The 19,698-nt window shown below is 68.2% G+C and carries 22 protein-coding genes; 5 read left to right on the forward strand and 17 right to left on the reverse strand.

Going from position 1 to position 19,698, the window contains the following annotated elements:
* Position 1: 1 nt before the first annotated feature.
* The 5 genes from LCHO_RS18745 to LCHO_RS18765 form a co-directional block, all read right to left on the reverse strand.
* The gene (locus LCHO_RS18745; RefSeq protein ID WP_012348767.1) at positions 2-808 is read right to left on the reverse strand and encodes a CbbQ/NirQ/NorQ/GpvN family protein; all 807 of its coding nucleotides are present in this window, start codon (positions 806-808) and stop codon (positions 2-4) included.
* A gap of 335 nt (positions 809-1,143) precedes the next feature.
* Entirely contained in the window at positions 1,144-2,526 is a 1,383-nt protein-coding gene (locus LCHO_RS18750; RefSeq protein ID WP_012348768.1) for a ribulose-bisphosphate carboxylase, read from the reverse strand.
* A gap of 105 nt (positions 2,527-2,631) precedes the next feature.
* Complete coding sequence (locus tag LCHO_RS18755; protein ID WP_012348769.1) at positions 2,632-3,501, reverse strand: formylglycine-generating enzyme family protein; 870 nt, start codon at positions 3,499-3,501, stop codon at positions 2,632-2,634.
* Positions 3,502-3,554: 53 nt separating this feature from the next.
* On the reverse strand, positions 3,555-4,055 hold the full coding sequence (locus tag LCHO_RS18760) for a TlpA disulfide reductase family protein (protein WP_050757534.1): 501 nt from the start codon (positions 4,053-4,055) through the stop codon (positions 3,555-3,557).
* Entirely contained in the window at positions 4,055-4,993 is a 939-nt protein-coding gene (locus tag LCHO_RS18765) for an MBL fold metallo-hydrolase (RefSeq protein WP_012348771.1), read from the reverse strand. The genes LCHO_RS18760 and LCHO_RS18765 overlap by 1 nt, the downstream gene beginning before the upstream one ends.
* Before the next feature lie 239 nt (positions 4,994-5,232).
* Between LCHO_RS18765 and LCHO_RS18770 the strand changes: the two genes are divergently transcribed.
* The 5 genes from LCHO_RS18770 to LCHO_RS18790 all read left to right on the forward strand — a co-directional run bounded on the left by LCHO_RS18770 (position 5,233) and on the right by LCHO_RS18790 (position 9,394).
* Positions 5,233-5,610 (forward strand): c-type cytochrome, encoded by a 378-nt coding sequence (locus tag LCHO_RS18770; RefSeq protein ID WP_012348772.1) that lies wholly within the window; start codon positions 5,233-5,235, stop codon positions 5,608-5,610.
* A gap of 20 nt (positions 5,611-5,630) precedes the next feature.
* Positions 5,631-6,932 (forward strand): NAD(P)/FAD-dependent oxidoreductase, encoded by a 1,302-nt coding sequence (locus tag LCHO_RS18775; protein ID WP_012348773.1) that lies wholly within the window; start codon positions 5,631-5,633, stop codon positions 6,930-6,932.
* Positions 6,933-7,015: 83 nt separating this feature from the next.
* Complete coding sequence (locus LCHO_RS18780) at positions 7,016-7,447, forward strand: DsrE family protein (RefSeq protein ID WP_012348774.1); 432 nt, start codon at positions 7,016-7,018, stop codon at positions 7,445-7,447.
* 70 nt (positions 7,448-7,517) lie between these two features.
* Complete coding sequence (locus LCHO_RS18785; protein WP_012348775.1) at positions 7,518-8,642, forward strand: YeeE/YedE family protein; 1,125 nt, start codon at positions 7,518-7,520, stop codon at positions 8,640-8,642.
* A 29-nt stretch (positions 8,643-8,671) separates the two neighbouring features.
* Complete coding sequence (locus LCHO_RS18790; RefSeq protein ID WP_012348776.1) at positions 8,672-9,394, forward strand: hypothetical protein; 723 nt, start codon at positions 8,672-8,674, stop codon at positions 9,392-9,394.
* A 34-nt stretch (positions 9,395-9,428) separates the two neighbouring features.
* On the opposite strand, the gene LCHO_RS18795 is transcribed toward LCHO_RS18790, so the two are convergent.
* The 12 genes from LCHO_RS18795 to LCHO_RS18850 all read right to left on the reverse strand — a co-directional run bounded on the left by LCHO_RS18795 (position 9,429) and on the right by LCHO_RS18850 (position 19,664).
* Positions 9,429-10,550: a YeeE/YedE family protein gene (locus LCHO_RS18795; RefSeq protein ID WP_012348777.1), complete on the reverse strand. Its 1,122-nt coding sequence runs from the start codon at positions 10,548-10,550 to the stop codon at positions 9,429-9,431.
* A 31-nt stretch (positions 10,551-10,581) separates the two neighbouring features.
* Positions 10,582-10,821, reverse strand: a complete 240-nt coding sequence (locus tag LCHO_RS18800; protein WP_223210470.1) for a sulfurtransferase TusA family protein — start codon at positions 10,819-10,821, stop codon at positions 10,582-10,584.
* A gap of 37 nt (positions 10,822-10,858) precedes the next feature.
* Positions 10,859-12,601, reverse strand: coding sequence for a thiosulfohydrolase SoxB (gene soxB / locus LCHO_RS18805; protein WP_012348779.1), 1,743 nt, complete (start codon positions 12,599-12,601; stop codon positions 10,859-10,861).
* A gap of 108 nt (positions 12,602-12,709) precedes the next feature.
* The gene (gene soxX / locus LCHO_RS18810) at positions 12,710-13,372 is read right to left on the reverse strand and encodes a sulfur oxidation c-type cytochrome SoxX (RefSeq protein ID WP_012348780.1); all 663 of its coding nucleotides are present in this window, start codon (positions 13,370-13,372) and stop codon (positions 12,710-12,712) included.
* A 20-nt stretch (positions 13,373-13,392) separates the two neighbouring features.
* Positions 13,393-14,202, reverse strand: coding sequence for a sulfur oxidation c-type cytochrome SoxA (gene soxA, locus LCHO_RS18815; RefSeq protein WP_012348781.1), 810 nt, complete (start codon positions 14,200-14,202; stop codon positions 13,393-13,395).
* A gap of 85 nt (positions 14,203-14,287) precedes the next feature.
* Positions 14,288-14,599 carry a thiosulfate oxidation carrier complex protein SoxZ gene (soxZ, locus tag LCHO_RS18820; RefSeq protein WP_012348782.1) on the reverse strand — a complete coding sequence of 104 codons (312 nt, stop codon included), beginning with the start codon at positions 14,597-14,599 and terminating at the stop codon, positions 14,288-14,290.
* Positions 14,600-14,616: 17 nt separating this feature from the next.
* Positions 14,617-15,075 carry a thiosulfate oxidation carrier protein SoxY gene (soxY, locus tag LCHO_RS18825; RefSeq protein WP_012348783.1) on the reverse strand — a complete coding sequence of 153 codons (459 nt, stop codon included), beginning with the start codon at positions 15,073-15,075 and terminating at the stop codon, positions 14,617-14,619.
* Positions 15,076-15,196: 121 nt separating this feature from the next.
* On the reverse strand, positions 15,197-16,264 hold the full coding sequence (locus LCHO_RS18830) for a c-type cytochrome (protein ID WP_012348784.1): 1,068 nt from the start codon (positions 16,262-16,264) through the stop codon (positions 15,197-15,199).
* Positions 16,248-17,621, reverse strand: a complete 1,374-nt coding sequence (soxC, locus tag LCHO_RS18835) for a sulfite dehydrogenase (protein WP_012348785.1) — start codon at positions 17,619-17,621, stop codon at positions 16,248-16,250. The genes LCHO_RS18830 and soxC overlap by 17 nt, the downstream gene beginning before the upstream one ends.
* 231 nt (positions 17,622-17,852) lie before the next feature.
* Complete coding sequence (locus LCHO_RS18840) at positions 17,853-18,677, reverse strand: anti-sigma factor (RefSeq protein ID WP_012348786.1); 825 nt, start codon at positions 18,675-18,677, stop codon at positions 17,853-17,855.
* Between the two features lie 18 nt (positions 18,678-18,695).
* Positions 18,696-19,238: an RNA polymerase sigma factor gene (locus tag LCHO_RS18845; RefSeq protein WP_012348787.1), complete on the reverse strand. Its 543-nt coding sequence runs from the start codon at positions 19,236-19,238 to the stop codon at positions 18,696-18,698.
* A 36-nt stretch (positions 19,239-19,274) separates the two neighbouring features.
* Positions 19,275-19,664 carry a COG4315 family predicted lipoprotein gene (locus tag LCHO_RS18850; RefSeq protein ID WP_012348788.1) on the reverse strand — a complete coding sequence of 130 codons (390 nt, stop codon included), beginning with the start codon at positions 19,662-19,664 and terminating at the stop codon, positions 19,275-19,277.
* Between the last annotated feature and the right edge of the window lie 34 nt (positions 19,665-19,698).

Raw genomic sequence — 19,698 nt, forward strand, 5'->3', positions numbered from 1 at the left:
CTCAGGCCAGCACGGCGTCGATGGCGTGTTCGAGCGTCTCGCGGATGTCGGCGTCGTCGGTGATCGGCCGCACCATCGCCATGCGACAGGCGTGGCGCACGCTCACGCCCTGGCGGATCAGCTGGCCGGCGTAGACCAGCAGCCGCGTCGAGATACCTTCGTCCAGGCCGTGGCCCTTGAGGCGGCGCGCAGCCGCGGCCACCTGCACCAGACCGGCGGCCAGGGCGGTGGCGATGCCGGTTTCGCGGGCCACGATGTCGGCCTCCAGCTCGGCCACCGGGTAGTCGAAATCGAGCGCGGCAAAGCGCTGGCGGGTCGAGGTCTTGAGGTCCTTCATCAGGCTCTGATAGCCCGGGTTGTAGGAGATCACGAGCTGGAAGTCGGGGTGCGCGCGCAGCAGCTCGCCCTTCTTGTCGAGCGGCAGCGTGCGGCGGTGGTCGGTCAGCGGGTGCATGACGACAGTGGTGTCCTGGCGTGCCTCGACCACCTCGTCGAGGTAGCAGATCGCACCGTGCCGCGCGGCCAGCGTGAGCGGCCCGTCCTGCCAGCGCGTGCCGCCGGGTTCGAGCAGGAAGCGGCCGACCAGATCGGCGGCGGTCATGTCCTCATTGCAAGCCACGGTGACGAGCGGCCGGTCCAGCTTGTAGGCCATGTACTCCACGAAACGACTCTTGCCGCAGCCGGTGGGGCCCTTGAGCATCACCGGCAGCCGGGCTGCGTAGGCCGCTTCGAAGAGAGTGATTTCGTCGGCTTGTGGCGCGTAGTAGGGGCGGGTGGTGACGCGCCAATCGTTCAATGTTGCGGTCATTTCGGGGTGCTCCGGTTCTTCTTGACGATGACGCGGGATCGCTTGGAGGCATGCCGGGTTGGGCGCGAGATCGGGCCGCCGGGGCGCTCTACTTCGCTCATGTCCCCCGCCGTCAGCCTGCGGCTGCCGGCTCCTCCTTGACTTCGCTACGCAGAGCACCCCACCGTCCCGATCAACCACGGGGTGTTCGTGCCGTGGCAGTCAATACCTGGTGGCAGGACAAGGGTGTCGGGTGGCCGACGGAGTGAAGTCAAGGGGGAGACGTCGGCCGCCAGGCCGGCGTCGGAGGACATGAACGGAGTCGGCCACCCGATGGCCTTGTCCCCGCTCAACCCTCAACGATGCACGCCAGAAAGCTTGTCACGCCAGCCCGGGTACAACCCATCCGCATCCTTCGGGAACGAATCGAAGGCACGCGCGAATTCGCGATGCTCCTTCGCCCACTCGATCGGATCGGCCTTGGCCTTCCAGCACTCGTAGGCCTGGCGCAGCGAGGTGGCGCCGTCGGCCGGGGAATCGATATGCCCGTACGAGCCACCGCCCGCGGTGTTGATGACGTTACCGTGGCCCAGGTTCTCGAAGAAACCCGGCAGCCGCAGCGCGTTCATGCCGCCGCTGATGATCGGCGTGGTCGGCTTCATGCCGTACCACTCCTGGTGATAGGCCGGGCCGGTGTAGCTGTCGCGCTCGATGATGTAGGCGATGGCGCGGTCGTCGTGTTCGCCTTCCATCTTGCCGTAGCCCATCGTGCCGACGTGGATGCCGCTGGCGCCCTGCAGCCGGCTCATCTTGGCCAGCACGTAGGCGGTGTAGCCACGCTTGGCGCTCGGGCTGGTGACGGCGCCATGGCCGGCGCGGTGGTAGTGCAGGTACTGGTTCGGGAAGCAGCGCCGCGCGGTCGTGATCATGCCGGGACCGCCCACGTAGCCGTCGACCAGGAAGGCCACCTTGTCAGCGTCCGGCCCGAAGGTCTCGAGCACGAACTCGCCACGCGCCAGCATCTCGTAATGGTCGTCGGCGGTGATGTTGGCCGAGAAGATCTTGGCCTCGCCGGTCTTGTCCATCGCACGCTTCATCGCGTCGTAGACCAGCGGCAGCGTCTTCTTCATCGGCGCGAAGACCTGGTTGCCCTGCGGCTCGTCGTTCTTGATGAAGTCGCCGCCCAGCCAGAACTGGTAGGCCGCTTCGGCGAAGGGCTCGGGGCGCAGGCCGAGCTTGGGCTTGATGATGGTGCCGGCGATGTAGCCGCCGTCCTTGAGCGGGCGCCCGAGCATGCGCCAGAGGTCGGAGATGTCCTTGCTCGGGCCGTCGAACAGCTGGATCGCGCGCGGCGGCATCCAGAAGTCGTAGATCTTGGCGTGCTGTATGTCGCCCATGCCCTGGTTGTTGCCGATCGCCAGCGTCAGGAACGACACCATCATCATCCGGCCGTCGGTGATGTTGCGGTCGAACAGGTCGAGCGGGTAGGCGATGCGCATCTCCTCGCTCGCCTCGTCGATCAGGTAGACCAGCGCGTCGACGCCCTTGGTGAACTCGTCGGTGGTGCTGACCTCGACATTGGTGCCGGTCGACGACTCGGCCGCGAAATGTGCCGCCGCCTCGAGGTAGCCGTGGCCCGGCTTGGGCTTCATCTTGTAGGCCACGAGGATGTGGCGGCCACCGCGGATCAGCTCTTCTTCGCGCAGGCTGAGGTCGGCATAACGGTTCGATTGGTCCATCTTCGGCTCCTTGTGGGCGTCGGCGCTGTGCCGGTGAAAGCCAATGTAGGAGCCCTGATGGATCAGGTGAAGTCAGTTAATTTGACCCTTGACCTAAGCAAATGATTAACGAATCTCGCGCACCACCCGCAAGCCCAGGCTGCTGCTGCTGCCCGCCGCGATGCCGCGCCGGAACGCCGAGCGGGCGTACACCGCGGTGTCGTACCAGCCGCCGCCGCGCAGCACGTTGCGCGGCTCGCTGCAGCCCTTGAGCCAGGCGCTGCCGTTGGTGGGTGCACCGCGGTAGTCGTCGTGCCAGCAGTCCTGCACCCACTCCCAGACGTTGCCGTGCATCTCGTGCAGGCCCCAGGCATTGGCCGGCAGGCTGCCGACCGGCACGGTGCGCTGGCGGTCGATGCCGCGGCTGCTGCCGTTGTAGGTGAAGCCGCCGGCCATGTTGACCTGCTCCGGGTTGACGCGCTCGCCCAGGCCGAACGGCGTGGTGGTGCCGGCGCGGGCGGCGTATTCCCACTCGGCCTCGCTGGGCAGGCGGTAACGCTGGCCGGTCTTGCGGCTGAGCCACTGCACGTACTGCTGCGCCATCTCGGACCTGACGTGGATGACCGGGCGCTGGCCACGGCCCCAGCCCTCGTCGCGCGGCTGCGCCGGGCAACCGCCGCCGGCCACGCAGGCGTCCCATTGCGCGAACGTGACCTCGTGGCGGCCGATCGCGAAGGCGCGCAGCTTGACGCGGTGCTGCGGCCCCTCCTCGCTGCTGAAAGCCGGTTCGCTGGCCGGGGCGCCCATCATGAAGCTGCCCGCCGGCACCGTCATCAGCCACGGGCAGCTGTCGTCGGCGCAATCGCGCCAGGGCTCGCCGACGGCCGCCGGCTGCGCCGCTGCCGGCGCCGCCACGGCAGGGCCGTTGAAGATCGTCGAACACAGCGCCAGCGCGCCGATGACGCAGCGCCTTGCAGCGCCAGACCGAAACCGCATGGATCCACTCCCGCCAGATGGACAAGGGCCCGATTCTGGCGGCGTCCCGGGGTTCAGGCGCGCGCCCAGCGGGCCAGTTCGAGCACGTCGTCCTCGAACATCTCGCCGGGGATGACCTCGCGCAGCAGGCCCTGGCGGTCGATCACGCAGGTCAGCGGGATGACGCGCCGCTCGCTCAGCGCCGCGTGCAGCGGCGTGGCATCGAGCGTGGCCTCGAAGGCGTAGCCCTGGCTCGCCAGGTACTGGCGCACCGGCTCGCTCTGGCGGTCATGTGCGGCGGCGATCACCTGCAGGCCGCGCCCGGCGGTGGCGCGTGCGAGCTTGTCGAGGTGCTGGTTGTGGCGCTTGCAGAACGGGCAGGTGGTCGAGAAGAACACCACCACGGTGGCGGTGTCGCGCAGGCTCTCGGCGGCGACCATGCGGCCGTCGAGCAGGGTGATCGCCGGCCACCGCACCTTGTCGCCACGCTGCGCCGGTGCCGCCAGCGCGGGCACCACGGCAGGCAGCAGGCCGGCCAACGCCAGGCCCGAGCCGATCATCAGGCGGCGGCGCATCATTTGCCTTCCTGTTCCATCAGCAGATAGGTGTTGTAGGCGTTCATGCGGTTGACCGCACCGAACAGCGGCAGTTTCGCAAATCGGCCCCAGTCGGTGCGCGCATAGGCCTCGTCGAAGGGCTCGAGGTTGCGCGCCGCCTCGCCCATGCTGGTGCGCAGGTGGTTGAGGTAGTCGCGCGTCAGGCCCAGGTCGGCCTGCGGGTCGATCGAGGCGTCGCCGTGGCCCGGCACCACCACCCGCGGCTGGAAGGACAGGATGCGGTCGAGCGCCACCACCCAGCTGCGGCTGTCGGCCATGCCGACGTAGGGGATGCGGTTGCGGAACACCAGGTCGCCGGCGAACAGCACGCCCCTGGACGGCACGTGCACGATCAGGTCTTCGGGCGTGTGGGCCGGGCCGGCGTGGCGCACGATGAACTCGGTGCGACCGATGTGCAGCACGGTGTCGGCCTCGGAGCCGTCGGCGCCGAGCCAGATGTCGGGCTCCTGCACGGCGGTGGATTCGTCGATCCACGGGAACAGCTCGTCGCGGCTGGCCTGCAGCCGCAGGCGCGCGGTTTCGGAGCCGATGTACTCCCGCGAGCGGGCATGCGCCACCAGCCGGGTGCCTTCGTCGCGCAACGCCTGCAGGCCGTAGATGTGGTCGGCGTGATAGTGGGTGATGACGACGTAGCGGATCGGCAGCGGCGTGATGCGCCGGATCTGCTCGATCAGGCGCCGCGCCAGGGCCGGCGAGCCGAGCGAGTCGATCACCATCACGCCGCCGTCGGCGATCACGAAGCCGGCGTTGGAGATGAAGTTCTGGTTCGCCGCCGAGCCCATCGCCGACTCGCCCTGCACGAAGTAGACGCCCTCGGCGGCCTGCACCAGCGGCATGTCGACCGTGGCAGGCGCGGCCTCGGCGCGCGTGGCGGCCGGCAGCAGGCCGAGCACCATCGTCACGGCCACGAGAGCCGGCAACAAGGCGCGCGAAAGTCGACGACAAGCTAGGGATAACACTACATTCGCATCAAGTGATATTCAAGACACTATACGCCCAAGGGCATGGGACTGCCAAGCCCCGAAAAGCCGTCGCACACCCCCCTGTACATCACCCTGCCGGCTGCGAACAATGCGGTCCGTGGCGTCATGCCGAGCCCGCCTTCAACAACACCTTCAACCACCAGGAAGCCGAGATGAATCGTCGATCGACCGACCAACCCAGTGCGCCGACAGCGCCGCGAGCACCGCGTCGTGCACACCCCGTGCTGGCCCTGACGCTGACCGCGCTGATCGGCACGCTGTGCAGCGGCGCAGCGGTCGCCAAGGATCCCGAGCGGCTGCGCCTGCGCGCGCTGGCCGCCACCTGCGCCCAGTGCCACGGCACCGAAGGCCAGGCGGTCGAAGGCCAGGCGATGGTGCGGCTGGCCGGTCTGCCGGAGAACTACATCCTGACCCAGCTGATGGCGTTCCGCAGCGGCCAGCGGCCCGCGACGATCATGCATCAGATCACCAAGGGCTATTCGCCCGAGCAACTCGAGTCGCTCGCGAAGTTCTTCAGCAGCCACAAGTGAGCCCGAGCCAGGACCTGACCATGAACAAACACACCCAACAACGCCGACTCCTGCTGCAGGGCCTGATCGCCGGCGGCGCAATCGGATCCCTGGGCCTGAGCGGCTGCGCCTCGCTCGGCGGCACGTCTGCATCCAGAGCCAAGGTGCTCGTGATCGGCGGCGGCTACGGCGGCGCCACGGCGGCCAAGTACGTCCGCATGCTGTCGGACTACAGTATCGACGTGATGATGGTCGAGCCCAACCGCGAGTTCGTCTCCTGCCCGGTCTCGAACCTGGTGCTGGGCGGCCAGCGCACGATGGCCGACATCACCAACCCCTACACCGGCCTGAGCAAGACCCACGGCGTGCGCATCGTGCACGACCGGGTGGCCAGCATCGACGCCACCAAGAAGGTCGCCACGCTCGCCAGCGGCGGCACGGTGAGCTACGACAAGCTGGTGCTGTCGCCCGGCATCGACATGATGTGGGACCAGACCGCAGGCCTGCAGGCCGCCCACGCAGCCGGCCAGGTGCTGCACGCCTGGAAGGCCGGCCCCGAAACCGTGGCCTTGCGCCGCCAGCTCGAAGCCATGCGCGACGGCGGCGTCTACGCCATCACCATCCCCGAGGCGCCCTACCGCTGCCCGCCCGGCCCGTACGAGCGCGCCAGCGTGATCGCGGCCTACTTCAAGAAGGCCAAGCCGAAGTCGAAGATCCTGATCCTCGACGGCAACCCCGACGTCACGTCCAAGGGCCCGCTGTTCAAGAAGGCCTGGAAAGAGCTCTACGGCGACATGATCGAGTACCGCCCGCAGCACAAGGCGGTGGCGGTCGACGGCGCGAGCAACACCGTCAAGTTCGAGATCCAGGACGACGTCAAGGCCGACGTGCTCAACGTGCTGCCGGTCATGCGTGCAGGCAGCCTGGCGGTGCAGACCGGCCTGGCCAACGCCAACGGCCGCTGGTGCCATGTCAACTTCCTGAACTTCGAGTCGACCGCCGCCAAGGACATCCACGTCATCGGCGACGCCATCCAGGTGGCGCAGGGCATGCCCAAGTCGGGCCACATGGCCAACTCGCACGCCAAGGTCACGGCCGCGGCGATCGTGGCCGAGCTGCAGGGGCTGGAGATCAACCCGCACCCGCTGCTGACCAACGTCTGCATGAGCTTCGTCGACGACACCCACGTGATCCACGTCGCCAGCGTGCACGAGTACCAGGCGCCCAAGAAGAGCTTCTTCACCATCGGCGGTTCGGGCGGCGTGTCCGACGTGCGTTCCGACCTCGAAGGCCGTTACGCCGACGCCTGGGCCCGGAACATCTGGGCCGACGTGCTGATGTGATCCGGCGCGGCATCCGCCAGCCAGCCCCTGGCCGGCGGCTGCCGCGCACGCTGTGCCCATTCCTCCCCCTGCCGGAGCCGCCCATGCGATCGATCGACCTCCTGCGCGCCACGCTGTGCGCGCTGATCCTCCTGGCGGCCCCGGCCAGCCGGGCCGAAGAAGCCGTGAAGGTGGTCTATCACCTCAGCGAAGGCCTGCCGCAGGCCAGCCGCGCGCTCGGCAACATCCGCAACCACCTGGCGGCCGAACCGCAGACGAAGATCGTGGTCGTCACGCACGGGCCCGGCATCGATTTCCTGCTCGACGGCGCGGTCGACGCCAAGGGCTCGGCCTACTCGGCCGCGGTGGCCGATCTGGTCGGCAAGGGCGTGGCGTTCAAGGTCTGCAACAACACCCTGACCGCGCGCCAGATCCCGAAAGAGAACGTGATCATGGAGGCCGGCATCGTGCCCTCCGGCGTGGCCGAGGTCGGCAAGCTGCAGGCCCGCGAGCATTTCGTTTACCTGCGCCCCTGACGCAGATCAAGCCCCGCGGCATCCGCCGGCGCCATGATGCAATATCAGTGAACATTGATAGAGCGCAGCAATGAACATCGAGGGGTTGTTTGCCCAGTGGGGCGAGATGGGATCCGTCACCGCCCTCGGTGCTGCCATCGGCCTGCTGTTCGGCTTCTTCGCGCACCGCTCGCGTTTCTGCCTGCGCTCGGCCGTGATCGAGTTCGCCCGCCACACCCGCGAAGGCAAGCTGACGGTCTGGCTCTTCACCTTCTCGACCGCGGTGCTGCTCACGCAGCTGTTCGTGGTGCTCGGCTGGCTCGATGTCAGCGGAGCCCGCCAGCTGTCGGCCCGCGGCAGCCTGTCCGGCGCCGCCATCGGTGGCGCGATGTTCGGCACCGGCATGATCCTGGCGCGAGGCTGTTCGAGCCGCCTGATGGTGCTGGCCGCGCAGGGCAATCTGCGCGCGCTGCTGTCGGGTCTGGTGTTCGCCGTCACGGCGCAGGCGGCGCTGACCGGCGTGCTCTCACCCGTGCGGCTGGCGATGGCCAGCTGGTGGACGGTCGAGGGCGGCGCCTCGCGCGACATCCTCGCCCTCACCGGCATCGGCCACACCGGCGGCATCGTGTTTGCCGCGATCTGGCTGGCCGCGGCGCTGGTCTGGGCGCGCCGCCAGCATGTGCGCTTCTGGGGCTGGTTCGGCGCCATCGGCGTGGGCGTGATGGTGGCGCTGGCCTGGTTGATGACCTATCTGTTCTCGCGCGCCGCCTTCGATCTGGTGGTGCCGATCCAGAGCCTGTCGTTCACCGGCCCGGCCGCCGACACGCTGATGCTGGTGCTGTCGCCGCCCGGCCAGGCGCTCAAGTTCGACCTCGGTCTGGTGCCGGGCGTGTTCCTCGGCGCCTTCATCTCGGCGGCACTCTGGCGCGAGCTCAAGCTCGAAGGTTTCCAGGGCGGCCAGGCGATGCGGCGCTACATCGCCGGCGCCTTCCTGATGGGCTTCGGCGGCATGCTGGCGGGCGGCTGTGCGGTCGGCGCAGGCATCTCCGGCGCAGCAGTCTTCACGCTGACCTCGTGGGTCACGCTGTCGACGATCTGGGGCGCGGCCATGCTGACCGACCGGCTGGTCGACCGCGGCGACGAAGTCGTGCACAGCCCGGCCGCGATCGACCCGAAGTTCGATCCGGAACTGAGCGCGAGCTACGCCCGGCCCTGATATCGCCCCCGACAGAAAGAGAACCTTTCATGCGCCGATCCATCACCCGCTCGTTCCTGATGCCCGCCGTGGCGGCGCTGCTTGCCAGCACCGCAGCCCAAGCGGCCGATCCCTTGACCGACGCCATCCAGGCCGCTTACGCGCCCTACCGGGTGGCCTTGTACAAGACCAACAGCGGCAACGCCACCGAGGCGATCCAGGCGGTGGGCGATGCCCAGGCGCAGTGGCAGCAGGTGAGCGCGCGTTTCGGCATGCAACCGCCCGCGCCGTATGCGCAGGACAAGGCGCTGGCCGCCGCATTTGCACAGGTGAGCGGGGTCTACGCCAAGGCCGCCACCGAGGTCGCCGCCCAGCAGCTGACCGAGGCCCACGAAACACTCGAAGAGGTGCGCGAGGTGCTGGCCCGGTTGCGGCAGCGCAATCAGGTGGTGGTCTTCAGCGACCACATGAATGCGTACCACGCCGCGATGGAGCACGCGCTCAACGAGGGCCCCGCGCTGCTCGACCAGCCCGACGGCCTCACCCGGCTGGCGATGCAGGTCGGCGTGCTCGACCACCTGGCCGCGCAGCTGCAGACGCAGGCCGGTGCGGCCTTGTCAGGCAACGCCGAGTTTTCAGGCTTGCTGAAGGCCGTGCTGGCGAGCGTGGGCAACGTCAAGACCGCCGTGCTGGCACAGGACACCCAGGCGACCAAGGCGGCCCTCGGCAAGCTCAAGGGGCCCTACAGCAAGCTGTTCATGAAGTTCGGCTGACAGGCCCGCGGACAGCGCGCATCAGGTCGCGCGCTCAATCCTCGCGCATCGCGCGCCAGAGGATGAAACGCAGCGTCGCCACCGCGCCCGCCATGATGGCCAGCAGCGCCACCATCGAGCCCAGCGCCAGCGTCGAGACACCGGTGATGCCCTGGCCGACCGTGCAGCCCATCGCGGTGACACCGCCGAAGCCCATCAGCCCCGCGCCGATCAGCTGGTTGCGCAGGTCCTGCATCGAGGCGAAGCCTTCCCAGCGGAAGTGGCCGGTGAGCAGCGCCACCGCCAGCGAACCCAGCACCACGCCGCCCGCGCAGGCGATGCCGAAACTGGCGTGCAGCGACTTGTCGGTCCACAGCATCAGCAGCTCCAGGCTGTAGGCGGTGGGGGCGACGAAGCTCACCGATTCGAGCGTGCGGCTGTTGGTGGCGAAGTAGCTCATCTCCAGCGTCTCGGGGTTCTCGGCAAAACCGATGTGGCCGGTCAGATACCAGCCCGCCACCGCGACCGCACCGAGCGCGATGCCGCCCAGCACCTGCCAGGCATTGCGGCGAAAACGCCCGTCCTTGAAGACGAAGGCCAGCAGCGGCACAACCAGCACGGCCGTGGCGAGTTGCGTGGCGCGGCCGACCTCCAGGCCGCCCCAGGCCGACAGCAGCGTGCCGAGCGACGAGTCCTTCAGCCCCCGGCCGGCGAGGTCGACGCTGACCGGGTCGAGCCAGCTCACGCGCCACTGGCCGAACAGGCCCTTGAGCGTCATGTAGGCCGCGATCGCCATGAACACCAGCACCACCAGCGAGCGCACGCTGCCCGCGCCCAGGCGCACCAGGTTGCGGTTGGCGCAGCCGCCGGCGATCGTCATGCCGACCCCGAACAGCAGGCCGCCCACCACCAGCGACAGCAGCGGCAACTGCGGGCGCAGATAGATCGACTTGGCCAGGTCGACCGAGCCGCCGAGCGCCAGCACCTGGGTGCCGATCACCGCCACCGCGATCGCCAGCAGCCACATGCGCAGGCGGCCCCAGTGGCCCATGTTGACGACGTCCGACAGGGCGCCCATGGTGCAGAAGTTGGTCTTGCCGGCGATGGCGCCGAAGATCGCCCCGAGGGCCAGGCCGCCGCCGATCACGATCGAGGCCAGGTTTGCAGTCGGTTCCAAGAAAGCTCCGATCGATGGGTGGCGCGCGCCGTCAGGCCTTGCGCAGCAGGAAGACGAAGGCGTCGCCGGCGCGGCCCGATTCGAGCAGCGCGTGGCCGCCCTGCTCGGCCAGCGCCGCCATGTCGGGCACCGAGCCCGGGTCGGTCGACAGGATGCGCAGCACCTGGCCGCTGCTCAAACCGGCAAGCGCCTTCTTGGTCTTGACGATCGGCATCGGACAGGCCAGTCCGGATGCGTCGATTTCCTTGTCGAATGGTGAGTCGATGGGCACGCAGGTCTCCACGGTGGCAAACCTGCGAATTTAACCGTTAACCGCCTGCAGCCGCCATGCCCGGGTTGCCGGCCACGCCGATCAGCTTGGGCGTGTTGATCTTGCGCGCCTTGACATGCCCGCCCTGCCCCTTGAGCCAGGTTTCGACCACGTCCCACACCGGCTTGTTGCCGGCCTTGGAGGCCTCTTCGGCCACCGGCGCCCAGCCCGCCACGGTGTAGCTCTTGCCGGCCTCGATGGCGCGGCCCTTGACGCGCATGTCGCTGATGCGGCTGCCCATCTTCGCGCCCGGCGTGCAGGTGTATTGCAGGCCGCCCACGCGCACCATGTCGCCGCCCTGCTGGTAGTACGGATCGGGGTTGAAGAGGTTGTCGGCGACGTCCTCGAGGATGGTCTTGAGCATCTCGCCGCTCATCTGCGAGACCGTGGCGTAGGGGTAGGTGATGGCGAGCTGGTCCATCATCAGCTCGCGCGTGATGACATCGCCCGACAGCAGGCTGGTGCCCCAGCGGAAGCCCGGCGAGAACGCGATCTCGGCGCCCTGCACGTCCATCAGCGCGTCGCAGATCAGCTGGTCCCACGAGCCGTTGAAGTTGCCGCGGCGATAGAGCATGCCGTCGGTGACGGCGAGCTTCTCGGCCAGCTTGGCTTCGTAGGGCGCGCGCACCTTGGTGATGAGTGCGTCCATCTCCGGGTCGGCCTTGAGCTGGTTGGCGAAGATCGGCAGCAGGCGGTAGCGGAAGTCCACGACCTTGCCACCCTTGACGTCGAAGTCCATCACGCCGAGGAACTTGCTGTTGCTGCCGGCGTTGGTCACCAGCGTCTTGCCGCCCGCGTTGGCGACGGGGATCGCCACCGGCACGCCGTCGTGCGTGTGGCCGCCGAAGATCGCGTCGATGCCGCGCACGCGGCTGGCCATCTTCAGGTCGACGTCCATGCCGTTGTGCGAGAGCACGACGACCACCTGCGCGCCCTTGCCACGCGCCTCGTCGACCATCGCCTGCATGTTCTCGTCCTGGATGCCGAAGCTCCAGTCGGCCACCATGTAGCGCGGGTTGGCGATCGGCGTGTACGGGAAGGCCTGGCCGATGATGGCGCAGGGCACGCCGTTGATCTCGCGGATCACGTAGGGCTTGAAGACCGGGTCGCCGAAGTCGTTGGTCTTGACGTTCTGGGCCACGAAGTCGACCTTGCCGGCGAAGTCCTTGTCGACGATCTCCTTGACGCGCTCCATGCCGTAGGTGAACTCCCAGTGGCCGGTCATCACGTCGACGCCGAGCAGCTTGCAGGCGTCGACCATGTCCTGCGCGTTGGTCCACAGCGAGGTGGCCGAGCCCTGCCAGGTGTCGCCACCGTCGAGCAGCAGCGCGCCGGGCCGGCTGGCCTTGAGCTGCTTGACCAGTGTGGCCATGTGGGCGAAACCGCCGACCTTGCCGTAGCGGCGCGCGGCCTTCTCGAAGTCGAGGAAGGTGTAGGCATGCGACAGGTCGGTGTTGGGCCGCGCGCCGGCGACCTTGAGCAGGTGCTCGCCCACCAGGTGCGGCAGCTGGCCCTGCATCGAGCCGATGCCGAGGTTGACGCTGGGCTCACGGAAGTGGATCGGCTTGAGCTGCGCGTGGCAGTCGGTCATGTGCAGAAAGCTGACGTTGCCGAACTTCGGCATCTCGTAGAGGCCGTGCTGCGCCGTGGCAGCGTCGGCTTCGGCATAACGACCCAGGCCCATGCCGGCCACGCCGGCAGCCCCGAGCACCTGCAGGAAATCGCGTTTGGAGAGATTCATGAATCAGCAATCAATGATGGATTGGTCGGACAAACGCCCGCGCAAGTGGGGACTCGACGCGGGCGCGATGGGCTGCAGGCAGGCTCGGTGCAGCGGTATGCCGTCAACTCATTGGTTGACGGGCGATTTCGGGTCGAGCAGCAGCGCCATGATGTCGCGGATCTGCTGCTCGTCGAGCACGCCGTTGTGGCCGGCGCGCGGCATCTGCGAACAGGCGTTGTAGGCCCGCGAGTTCCACAGCTTGCCCCAGGTGTATTCGACGATCGGCTTGGCCGCAGCGCTGGCCGGATCGCTCACGCCGCGCAGCTTGCCGTACTGGTACAGGCTCGGGCCGATGGTGCCGTAGGAGATCTCGGACTTGCTGATCTGGTGGCAGTTGTAGCAGTTGCCGCCGTTGTCCTTGGGGTCGGTGGTCTTGTCGCTCCAGGTCATGCCGCGACCGCTCTGGGCGAGCTTTTCGCCGTTCTTCCAGTCGCCCAGGAACTTGCCGTCGCTGGGCCATTTGACGAGCTTCAGGTTGGCCGCCTCGATCGCCTTGGCAACGGCTTCGGGCGGGCTGCCCGCGCCGGCCTTGGAGCACTCGGCATTGCTCAGGTCCTGCTGCAGGCGATCGACCTTGGCGATGCCGTTGTCGCGGAATGACGCCTTCATCATGGCCGAGGCCTGCTTGTCGAATTCGGCCGCATCGGGTGCGGACGCGCAGCCCGCCAGCAACGTCGCCGCAGAAACCGCAGCGGCAGCGGCGAAAAGATGGGTGGTCTTGAATTGCATCGATGTCACCTGATTGCGCGTCAACGCTTGATGGCCGGCGCGATCGAGACCGCGCCCTTGGCGTTCACGCCCATGTACGAGGCCAGTGCGATCGTCACGTCGGAGCCGAAGCCGGGCTCGGGGAAACGCTGCTGACGGAAGCAGTCGTTCAGGCGCAACTGCATGCTCCACATCTGGCCGTTGCTGACGCGGTAGGCCGGCCAGGCCGCGAAGCCGACGCCGTCACCCGGGTTCTTGGTCAGGTTGGGCAGGTCCTGCAGGCGGATGCGCTGGCCGTCGTTGCTGTGGCAGGTGGCGCAGGAAAAGTCATGCGAGCCGCCGCGGTAGAAGAAGGCTCGCTTGCCCAGTTCGTACATGCGCGTTTCTTCTGCATGGGCTTGCGGCAGGTTGAACTTCATGTCGCGCGACGAACCGGCGATCCAGGTCGCCAGCGCGGTGACGTTGGCCATCTCGCCACGCCCGAACGCCGTCTTGGCGATCTCGGCCGCATCGAAACCCTGCAGCGTCGACATGCAGGTGACGAGGCGGGTCTCCAGATCCTGGACCCGGCCGACATCGGCGAAGTAGCGCGGCAGCTCGACGAACGCCCCCTTGACGACACCCGGGCCCTTGCCGAGATCACAGGCCTCGAGGCTGGCGTTCTTCGGGCCGCGTTTCTGCTTCCAGAGGTCTTCGCCCTTGGCTTCGAACAGCTCGGCCGGATTGCCGTCCTCGAGCATCTTGCGGTATTCGGCAATGCCTTCGGCAGCGGTCTTCTGTGCCACGGACACCATCGGCAGCGCAGCAGCAAGCGCGCCCAGCACGAGGCCCGACATCCACGATCCATTCATCCCAACATCTCCTCGTTGTTGCGAAAAAGCCGTCCACGATCTGGTCATCGGGACGGCTGTGCAGGCCTGTGGCTGCGTCGCGCGATCAGGAAACCGTCGCCTCGTCGGTGCGCTTGTCGCCCTTGTTGTCGAGCCAGCTGACCGCGATCTTGTCACCGGCCTTGGCGCCCTTGACGTTGAACTGCAGGAACGGGTTCTTCGACACTGCCGGGCCCCACTGGGCGGTCATCACCACCTTGCCGTTGTGGCTGGCGCTGACTTCGGTGATGTGCCAGGCCGGGATCACCTTGCCCGACGCATCCTTGCGCTGGCCGGTTTCCATCTCGTGGCTCATGAGTACACGCACGGTGGCCTTGTCACCGGCGACTTGGGCGCGAATGCGCATCGGATCTGCCATGTCTTGCTCCTTGAATCTCAACCGCCGCAGCCACCGAGGGTGACCTTGACTTCCTTTTGCGCAAACAGCACCTTGCCGTCGGCCATCATGGCCACGGCGAAGACGTTGGACGACTGGCCCATCTTCACGCGGGTGTTGAAGCTGGCGTCGATGGCATCGGTGACATCGAACATCGCCACCATCAGCGACGGGTTCTTCTCGACCAGCAGCAGCATGCGCTTGACGCCCGGCAGCGCGGTCGAGCAGCCGACCGGCACGACCGCGCCGTTTTCGGCGATGTCGGGGCCCTGGATCGTGACGTCCTTGCTCTCGGTCGGCGCACCGGCGCCCAGCGCCTTCATCAGTTCGGCCATGGTCTTGGCATCGAACGCGGCTTGCGCATAGGCCGCATGGGCCGCCGTGGGCAACAGGCCCAGGCTGCCGAGCATGGCGGCAACCGCAGCGCTCTTGCCGAGCATTTCGCGACGGGTTTGCATCGTGGGAACTCCTTCGTGTGACGAGCAGTGCATGAATATTTTCCAAGGATCGATACCGCACTGACAGAGGATCGACCCTGATGCCCCACCCGGTATGACGGGCGAGGCGCGTTCACTGCCTCTATTTCTTGGCGCCGGCGGCCAGCCAATTGGCGATCAGTTTCGCATCTGCGTCGGGCAAGGTCTGTGCGGGCATCGGAATGGCCCCCCACACCCCTGTGCCACCGGACTTGATCTTGCCCGTCAGATACGCCACCGCATCGGCGCGGCTGCCGTGTTTCTTGCCGATCTCGCGGAAGGCCGGGCCCACCAGCTTGGCGTCCACCGCATGGCAGGCCGTGCAGGTGTGCTTGGCCGCCAGGGCCAGCGCCGCAGCACCTTCGTCAGTCGCCTTGGCCACCACCGGCGCAGCGGCCAGGGTGGGCGCGGCGCCGGGCGGCCGGGTGGTGTCCACGCCGTGCTGCGCGCCGACCATGCGGGTCTGCTCGGCCAGGTTGCCGTGGGCGTTGCGGGCAAAGTCGGGCAGGAACGACGCCACCTTCGGCTCGGCTTCGCAGTTGCTCATGCAGGCCGCGACCTTGACGTCGGGCTTGGCCGCCGTCTTGAGGCCACGCCCCGGCCACATGCCGTGGTCGAGCGTCATGCCGTTGCGGTTGGGCATGCGGGCCTGGGCCTGCGCGATGGTCTGGTCCGACAGCACGAAACCGGCCGGCAGCACGTCACCCATGTTGAGCAGGTAGGCGGTGACGGCGTAGACCTCGTCGGTCTTGAGCGACTTCGGCGCGGTCCAGGGCATGGCGCGGTTGATGTAGTCCCACAGCGTCGAGACGGTGGCCACCTTCATCAGCGTGGTGCGGCCCGGAAAGGTCGGGTCGTTCAGGCGCGCGACATGGCCGGTCTTGACGTCGTCGGCGGTGGTGCCACCCACCAGCGGCGAGAACACCTCGTTGGATTCGCCGAACACGCCGTGGCAATGGGCGCACTTGGCCTCCCAGACCTCCATGCCCTGCTCGACCGTGCCGGAGCCCTTGGGCAGGCCCTTGAAGTCGGGCCGCACGTCGATGTCCCAGGCCTTGATTTCCTTCTCGGTGGCCGCACGGCCGATGCCCACGGCCGTCACCTGCGCCAGGCTGCCGGCCGCGGCCAGCGCCAGAACGGCCGCTGCGAGCCACTTAGGAGAGCTGGACATTCTTCACCTCGCCACTTTCCTGCACCAGCCACGACTGGATCGAGTTGTTGTGATAGATCGAGCGCGTGCCACGCACCGCGCGCAGCTGCCGATAGCTCGGCTGCACGTAGCCGGTCTCGTCGGTGGCGCGGCTCTGGATGATGGCGGGTTTGCCGTCCCACACCCAGTCGATGTTGAAGCGGGTCAGCGCCTTGCTGAGCACCGTCTCGAGCCGGGCCGGACGCCAGTTGCGCCCGCCGTCGACCGACACGTCGACCTTCTTGACCTTGCCGCGGCCCGACCAGGCCAGGCCGCTGATGTTGTAGAAGCCCTTGTCGAGCAGCACCTGGCCGCCCGAAGGCGTGGTCACCACGCTCTTGCACTCCTGGATGCTGGTGTACTGGCGGTGCTGGCCGCCGGGCATCAGGTCGATGTAGTGCACCGCCTCGTCCTTGCTGCCGTAAGGCTGGTCACCCACCTCGATGCGGCGCAGGTACTTGACCCAGCTCACGCCCTGCACGCCCGGCACCACCAGACGCAGCGGGTAGCCGTTTTCGGGCCGCAGCATCTCGCCGTTCTGGCCGTAGGCGACCAGCACCTCGCCCGACTCGATCAGCTCCATCGGGATGGTGCGAGTCATCGACGAACCGTCGGCGCCTTCGGCCAGCACGTAGCGGCCGCGCTTGTAGTCGACACCGCACAGGTCGAGCAGGATCTTCAGCGGCACGCCGGTGAACTCGCTGCAGCTGAGCATGCCGTGGCTGTACTGCACCGTGGGCACGGCCACGTTGCCCCATTCCATGCCGGTGTTGGCGCCGCATTCGATGAAGTGGAAGCGCGACACCGCGGGCAGCCGCATCACCTCGTCCATCGTGAAGACCTTGGGCGTCTTGACGAGCTGGTCGTCGCTGCCGTTGATCATCAGGCGGTGCTTGCTCGGATCGACGTCCCACCAGCCCTGGTGGTGGCGCTCGAAGTGCAGGCCGCTGGGCGTGACGATGCCGAACAGGCTCTGCAGCGGCGCGAACGACACCGACGACTGCGCCGTCTGCGTCAGCCCCGGGCTCGGCCGGCGCTGCACGTTGGTCTCGAACTTCGACGGCTTGCCGTAGCCGTCGGTGGCCACCGACTGGCCCAGCCCGGTGCTGTGCGCGGGCAGCTCGAGGATGTTGGGGTCGCCGCCCGCGTGGGGCAGCGGGTTCGACTGCGCCAGCGCCAGCGGTGCGGCAACGGCCGCGGAGGCCGAGGCGAACGCGCGACGGATGAAGTCTCGCCGACCTGTCTTGGCTTCTTCGAACACCTGGCGCACGCCGGCTGGATCGATGAAGTTCTCGGGCGCCTTGATGAGGCGGCCGGAGCCTTGTTCGTGGGATGACACGGTTTCTCCTGGATGGACGTTACAGGCCGGCACCGGCCCGCAGGTGGCTGGCCACCTCACCTTATCTACATATAAGCACAGACCGATATTATAAAGTTGCAACCCGATTGCACTCGGTACAAACACGGGGGAGACCGCCAGGTGAACGCGAAAGCGTGGCCTCGGCGCATCACCGGACAGCTCGTCGAGCCCGTCACCGGACGTGATCCGGGTCAAGCCCGCCCGGCCGGGTCAGCCACCCAGCTGCCGATGCACCAGGCGGGCCAGCGCGGCCAGCTCCGCCGACGGCAAAACGCCCGTGAGCGCGTAACCCAAGGCGCCGTCGCTCCAGTAGAAGCTGCGCTGGGCGCCCTCGCCGGCCTGCGTCAGCGCAAACGCGGTCGGCGCCGGGGCATGGGCCGCGGCCACCGCCACATAGAGCGTCAGGCGCTGGCCGTTGCGGGCCTCGTACATGAACTGGGCCCGGGCGATCGGCGCCGGTGCGGCCGGATCGGCGCCGGGCGGGGTTTCGCCGGCCGGCAGCAGACGACCGCCGACCAGGCTCCAGCCCTGCTCGATCAGCACCGGCACCCGCAGCGGCGCCCCCAGGCGCCGGCTCAGCCACTGCACCAGGTGCTGCTGCTGCTCGGCCCCGACCTCGACCGGATGGCGCTGCTCGGGCGTGTAGAGCACGTGGGCCAGCGCGGCATCGCGCACATAGGCCGGCACGGCCTGCGACGGCGCGCCGGCCAGATCGACCGCACCGTCGAGCAGGGGCCGCGACCACCAGCCCAGGCCGACACCCAGCACCAGCAGCACGCTGGCGGCCAGCGCCTCGCGCCAGAGCCGGCGCGCCGGCCGCAGGGCGGCCAGCAGCTGCGGCGGCGCCGGCTCGTCGAGCACCTCGGCATGCAGCGCCTGCAACTGCTGGCGCTGCGCCTGCCAGGCCAGCACGCGCGCGGCCTGGGCCGGGTGCGCCTGCAGCCACAGCGCCACCTGCGCGGCCTCGGCCGCGGCCAGCTGGCCGTCCACGTAGGCGTGCAAGGTGGTGTCGTCGAGGGGTTGATGGATGTCCATGGGGCCTGCTTCCAGGCGTTACTTGACCACACGCAGCGGCGCGGCCGTGGCTTGCCCGTCCATCAGCATGCGCAGCCGTTCACGGGCACGCGACAGGCGCGACATCACCGTGCCCACCGGCACGCCGAGCACCAGCGCGGCCTGTTCATACGAGAGTTCTTCGACGCACACCAGCAGCAGCACCTCGCGCGCCGGCGGGCTCAGGCAGGCGAGCGCCTTCTCGAGATCGAGCCGGGTCTGCAACTGCCGATGCGGCTCGTGCGCGCGTTCGTGCGACTGCTCGCGCTCGGGCGCGTATTCCTCGTAGAGGTGCTCGCGGCGGTCGCGCAGCTGGTTGAGGAAGAGGTTGTGCATCAGGGTCAGCAGCCAGGCGCGCAGCGAGCCGGCGCGGTCCTGGGCATCGACGAAGGCGCCCGCCGCGGGTCGCCAGAGCAGCCACTTGCGGGCGGCCCGCTCCAGCGTGTCCTGCACCAGATCGTCGGCGCGCGCCGCGTCACCCGTCAGCAGCCGGGCGTAGCGGCGCAGCCGGGGCAGGTGCGGCAGGGCTTCTTCGACACTCATCGGCGCCTGGCTCGCAGCCCACCCGTCACGCCGCGATCACGGCCTGGCCAGGCGCCAGACGTTGTTGAAGCCGTCGCCTGTCTTGTCGCCGGGCTTGCTGTCCTTGATCCAGAAGTACAGCGGCTTGCCCTTGAACGACCACTGCTTGGCGCCGTCATCGCGCGTGATGACGGTCCAGTCGCCCGCATCCTTGGCGTCGGCGGCGGCCATCAGGGGCGGCCAGTTGTTGGCGCAGGGGCCGTTGCAGACGCTCTTGCCGCTGGCGACGACGTCGCGGTCGAAGGTGTAGAGCGTCATCTGGTTGCTGCCGACCAGCACGCCGTCCATCGTCATCGCGGGGGCGGCGGGTGCGGGGGCCTGCATGGCGCAGGCACTCGCGATCAGGGTGGCGGCGGCAGCGGCGGTCCAGCGGATCCAGGATGTCATGGGAAGCTCCTCGTGAGTGGGTCGGTGACAACCG

Source organism: Leptothrix cholodnii SP-6 (genome assembly GCF_000019785.1).
Taxonomy (GTDB): Bacteria; Pseudomonadota; Gammaproteobacteria; order Burkholderiales; family Burkholderiaceae_C; genus Sphaerotilus; species Sphaerotilus cholodnii.

Bases quoted from the DNA above. Each gene is read 5' to 3' on its own strand.
- LCHO_RS18745 (WP_012348767.1), bottom strand. From the start codon at position 808: ATGACCGCAACATTGAACGATTGGCGCGTCACCACCCGCCCCTACTAC.
- LCHO_RS18750 (WP_012348768.1), bottom strand. From the start codon at position 2,526: ATGGACCAATCGAACCGTTATGCCGACCTCAGCCTGCGCGAAGAAGAG.
- LCHO_RS18755 (WP_012348769.1), bottom strand. From the start codon at position 3,501: ATGCGGTTTCGGTCTGGCGCTGCAAGGCGCTGCGTCATCGGCGCGCTG.
- LCHO_RS18760 (WP_050757534.1), bottom strand. From the start codon at position 4,055: ATGCGCCGCCGCCTGATGATCGGCTCGGGCCTGGCGTTGGCCGGCCTG.
- LCHO_RS18765 (WP_012348771.1), bottom strand. From the start codon at position 4,993: ATGGTGCTCGGCCTGCTGCCGGCCGCCACGCGCGCCGAGGCCGCGCCT.
- LCHO_RS18770 (WP_012348772.1), top strand. From the start codon at position 5,233: ATGAATCGTCGATCGACCGACCAACCCAGTGCGCCGACAGCGCCGCGA.
- LCHO_RS18775 (WP_012348773.1), top strand. From the start codon at position 5,631: ATGAACAAACACACCCAACAACGCCGACTCCTGCTGCAGGGCCTGATC.
- LCHO_RS18780 (WP_012348774.1), top strand. From the start codon at position 7,016: ATGCGATCGATCGACCTCCTGCGCGCCACGCTGTGCGCGCTGATCCTC.
- LCHO_RS18785 (WP_012348775.1), top strand. From the start codon at position 7,518: ATGAACATCGAGGGGTTGTTTGCCCAGTGGGGCGAGATGGGATCCGTC.
- LCHO_RS18790 (WP_012348776.1), top strand. From the start codon at position 8,672: ATGCGCCGATCCATCACCCGCTCGTTCCTGATGCCCGCCGTGGCGGCG.
- soxB (WP_012348779.1), bottom strand. From the start codon at position 12,601: ATGAATCTCTCCAAACGCGATTTCCTGCAGGTGCTCGGGGCTGCCGGC.
- soxX (WP_012348780.1), bottom strand. From the start codon at position 13,372: ATGCAATTCAAGACCACCCATCTTTTCGCCGCTGCCGCTGCGGTTTCT.
- soxA (WP_012348781.1), bottom strand. From the start codon at position 14,202: ATGAATGGATCGTGGATGTCGGGCCTCGTGCTGGGCGCGCTTGCTGCT.
- soxZ (WP_012348782.1), bottom strand. From the start codon at position 14,599: ATGGCAGATCCGATGCGCATTCGCGCCCAAGTCGCCGGTGACAAGGCC.
- soxY (WP_012348783.1), bottom strand. From the start codon at position 15,075: ATGCAAACCCGTCGCGAAATGCTCGGCAAGAGCGCTGCGGTTGCCGCC.
- LCHO_RS18830 (WP_012348784.1), bottom strand. From the start codon at position 16,264: ATGTCCAGCTCTCCTAAGTGGCTCGCAGCGGCCGTTCTGGCGCTGGCC.
- LCHO_RS18840 (WP_012348786.1), bottom strand. From the start codon at position 18,677: ATGGACATCCATCAACCCCTCGACGACACCACCTTGCACGCCTACGTG.
- LCHO_RS18845 (WP_012348787.1), bottom strand. From the start codon at position 19,238: ATGAGTGTCGAAGAAGCCCTGCCGCACCTGCCCCGGCTGCGCCGCTAC.
- LCHO_RS18850 (WP_012348788.1), bottom strand. From the start codon at position 19,664: ATGACATCCTGGATCCGCTGGACCGCCGCTGCCGCCGCCACCCTGATC.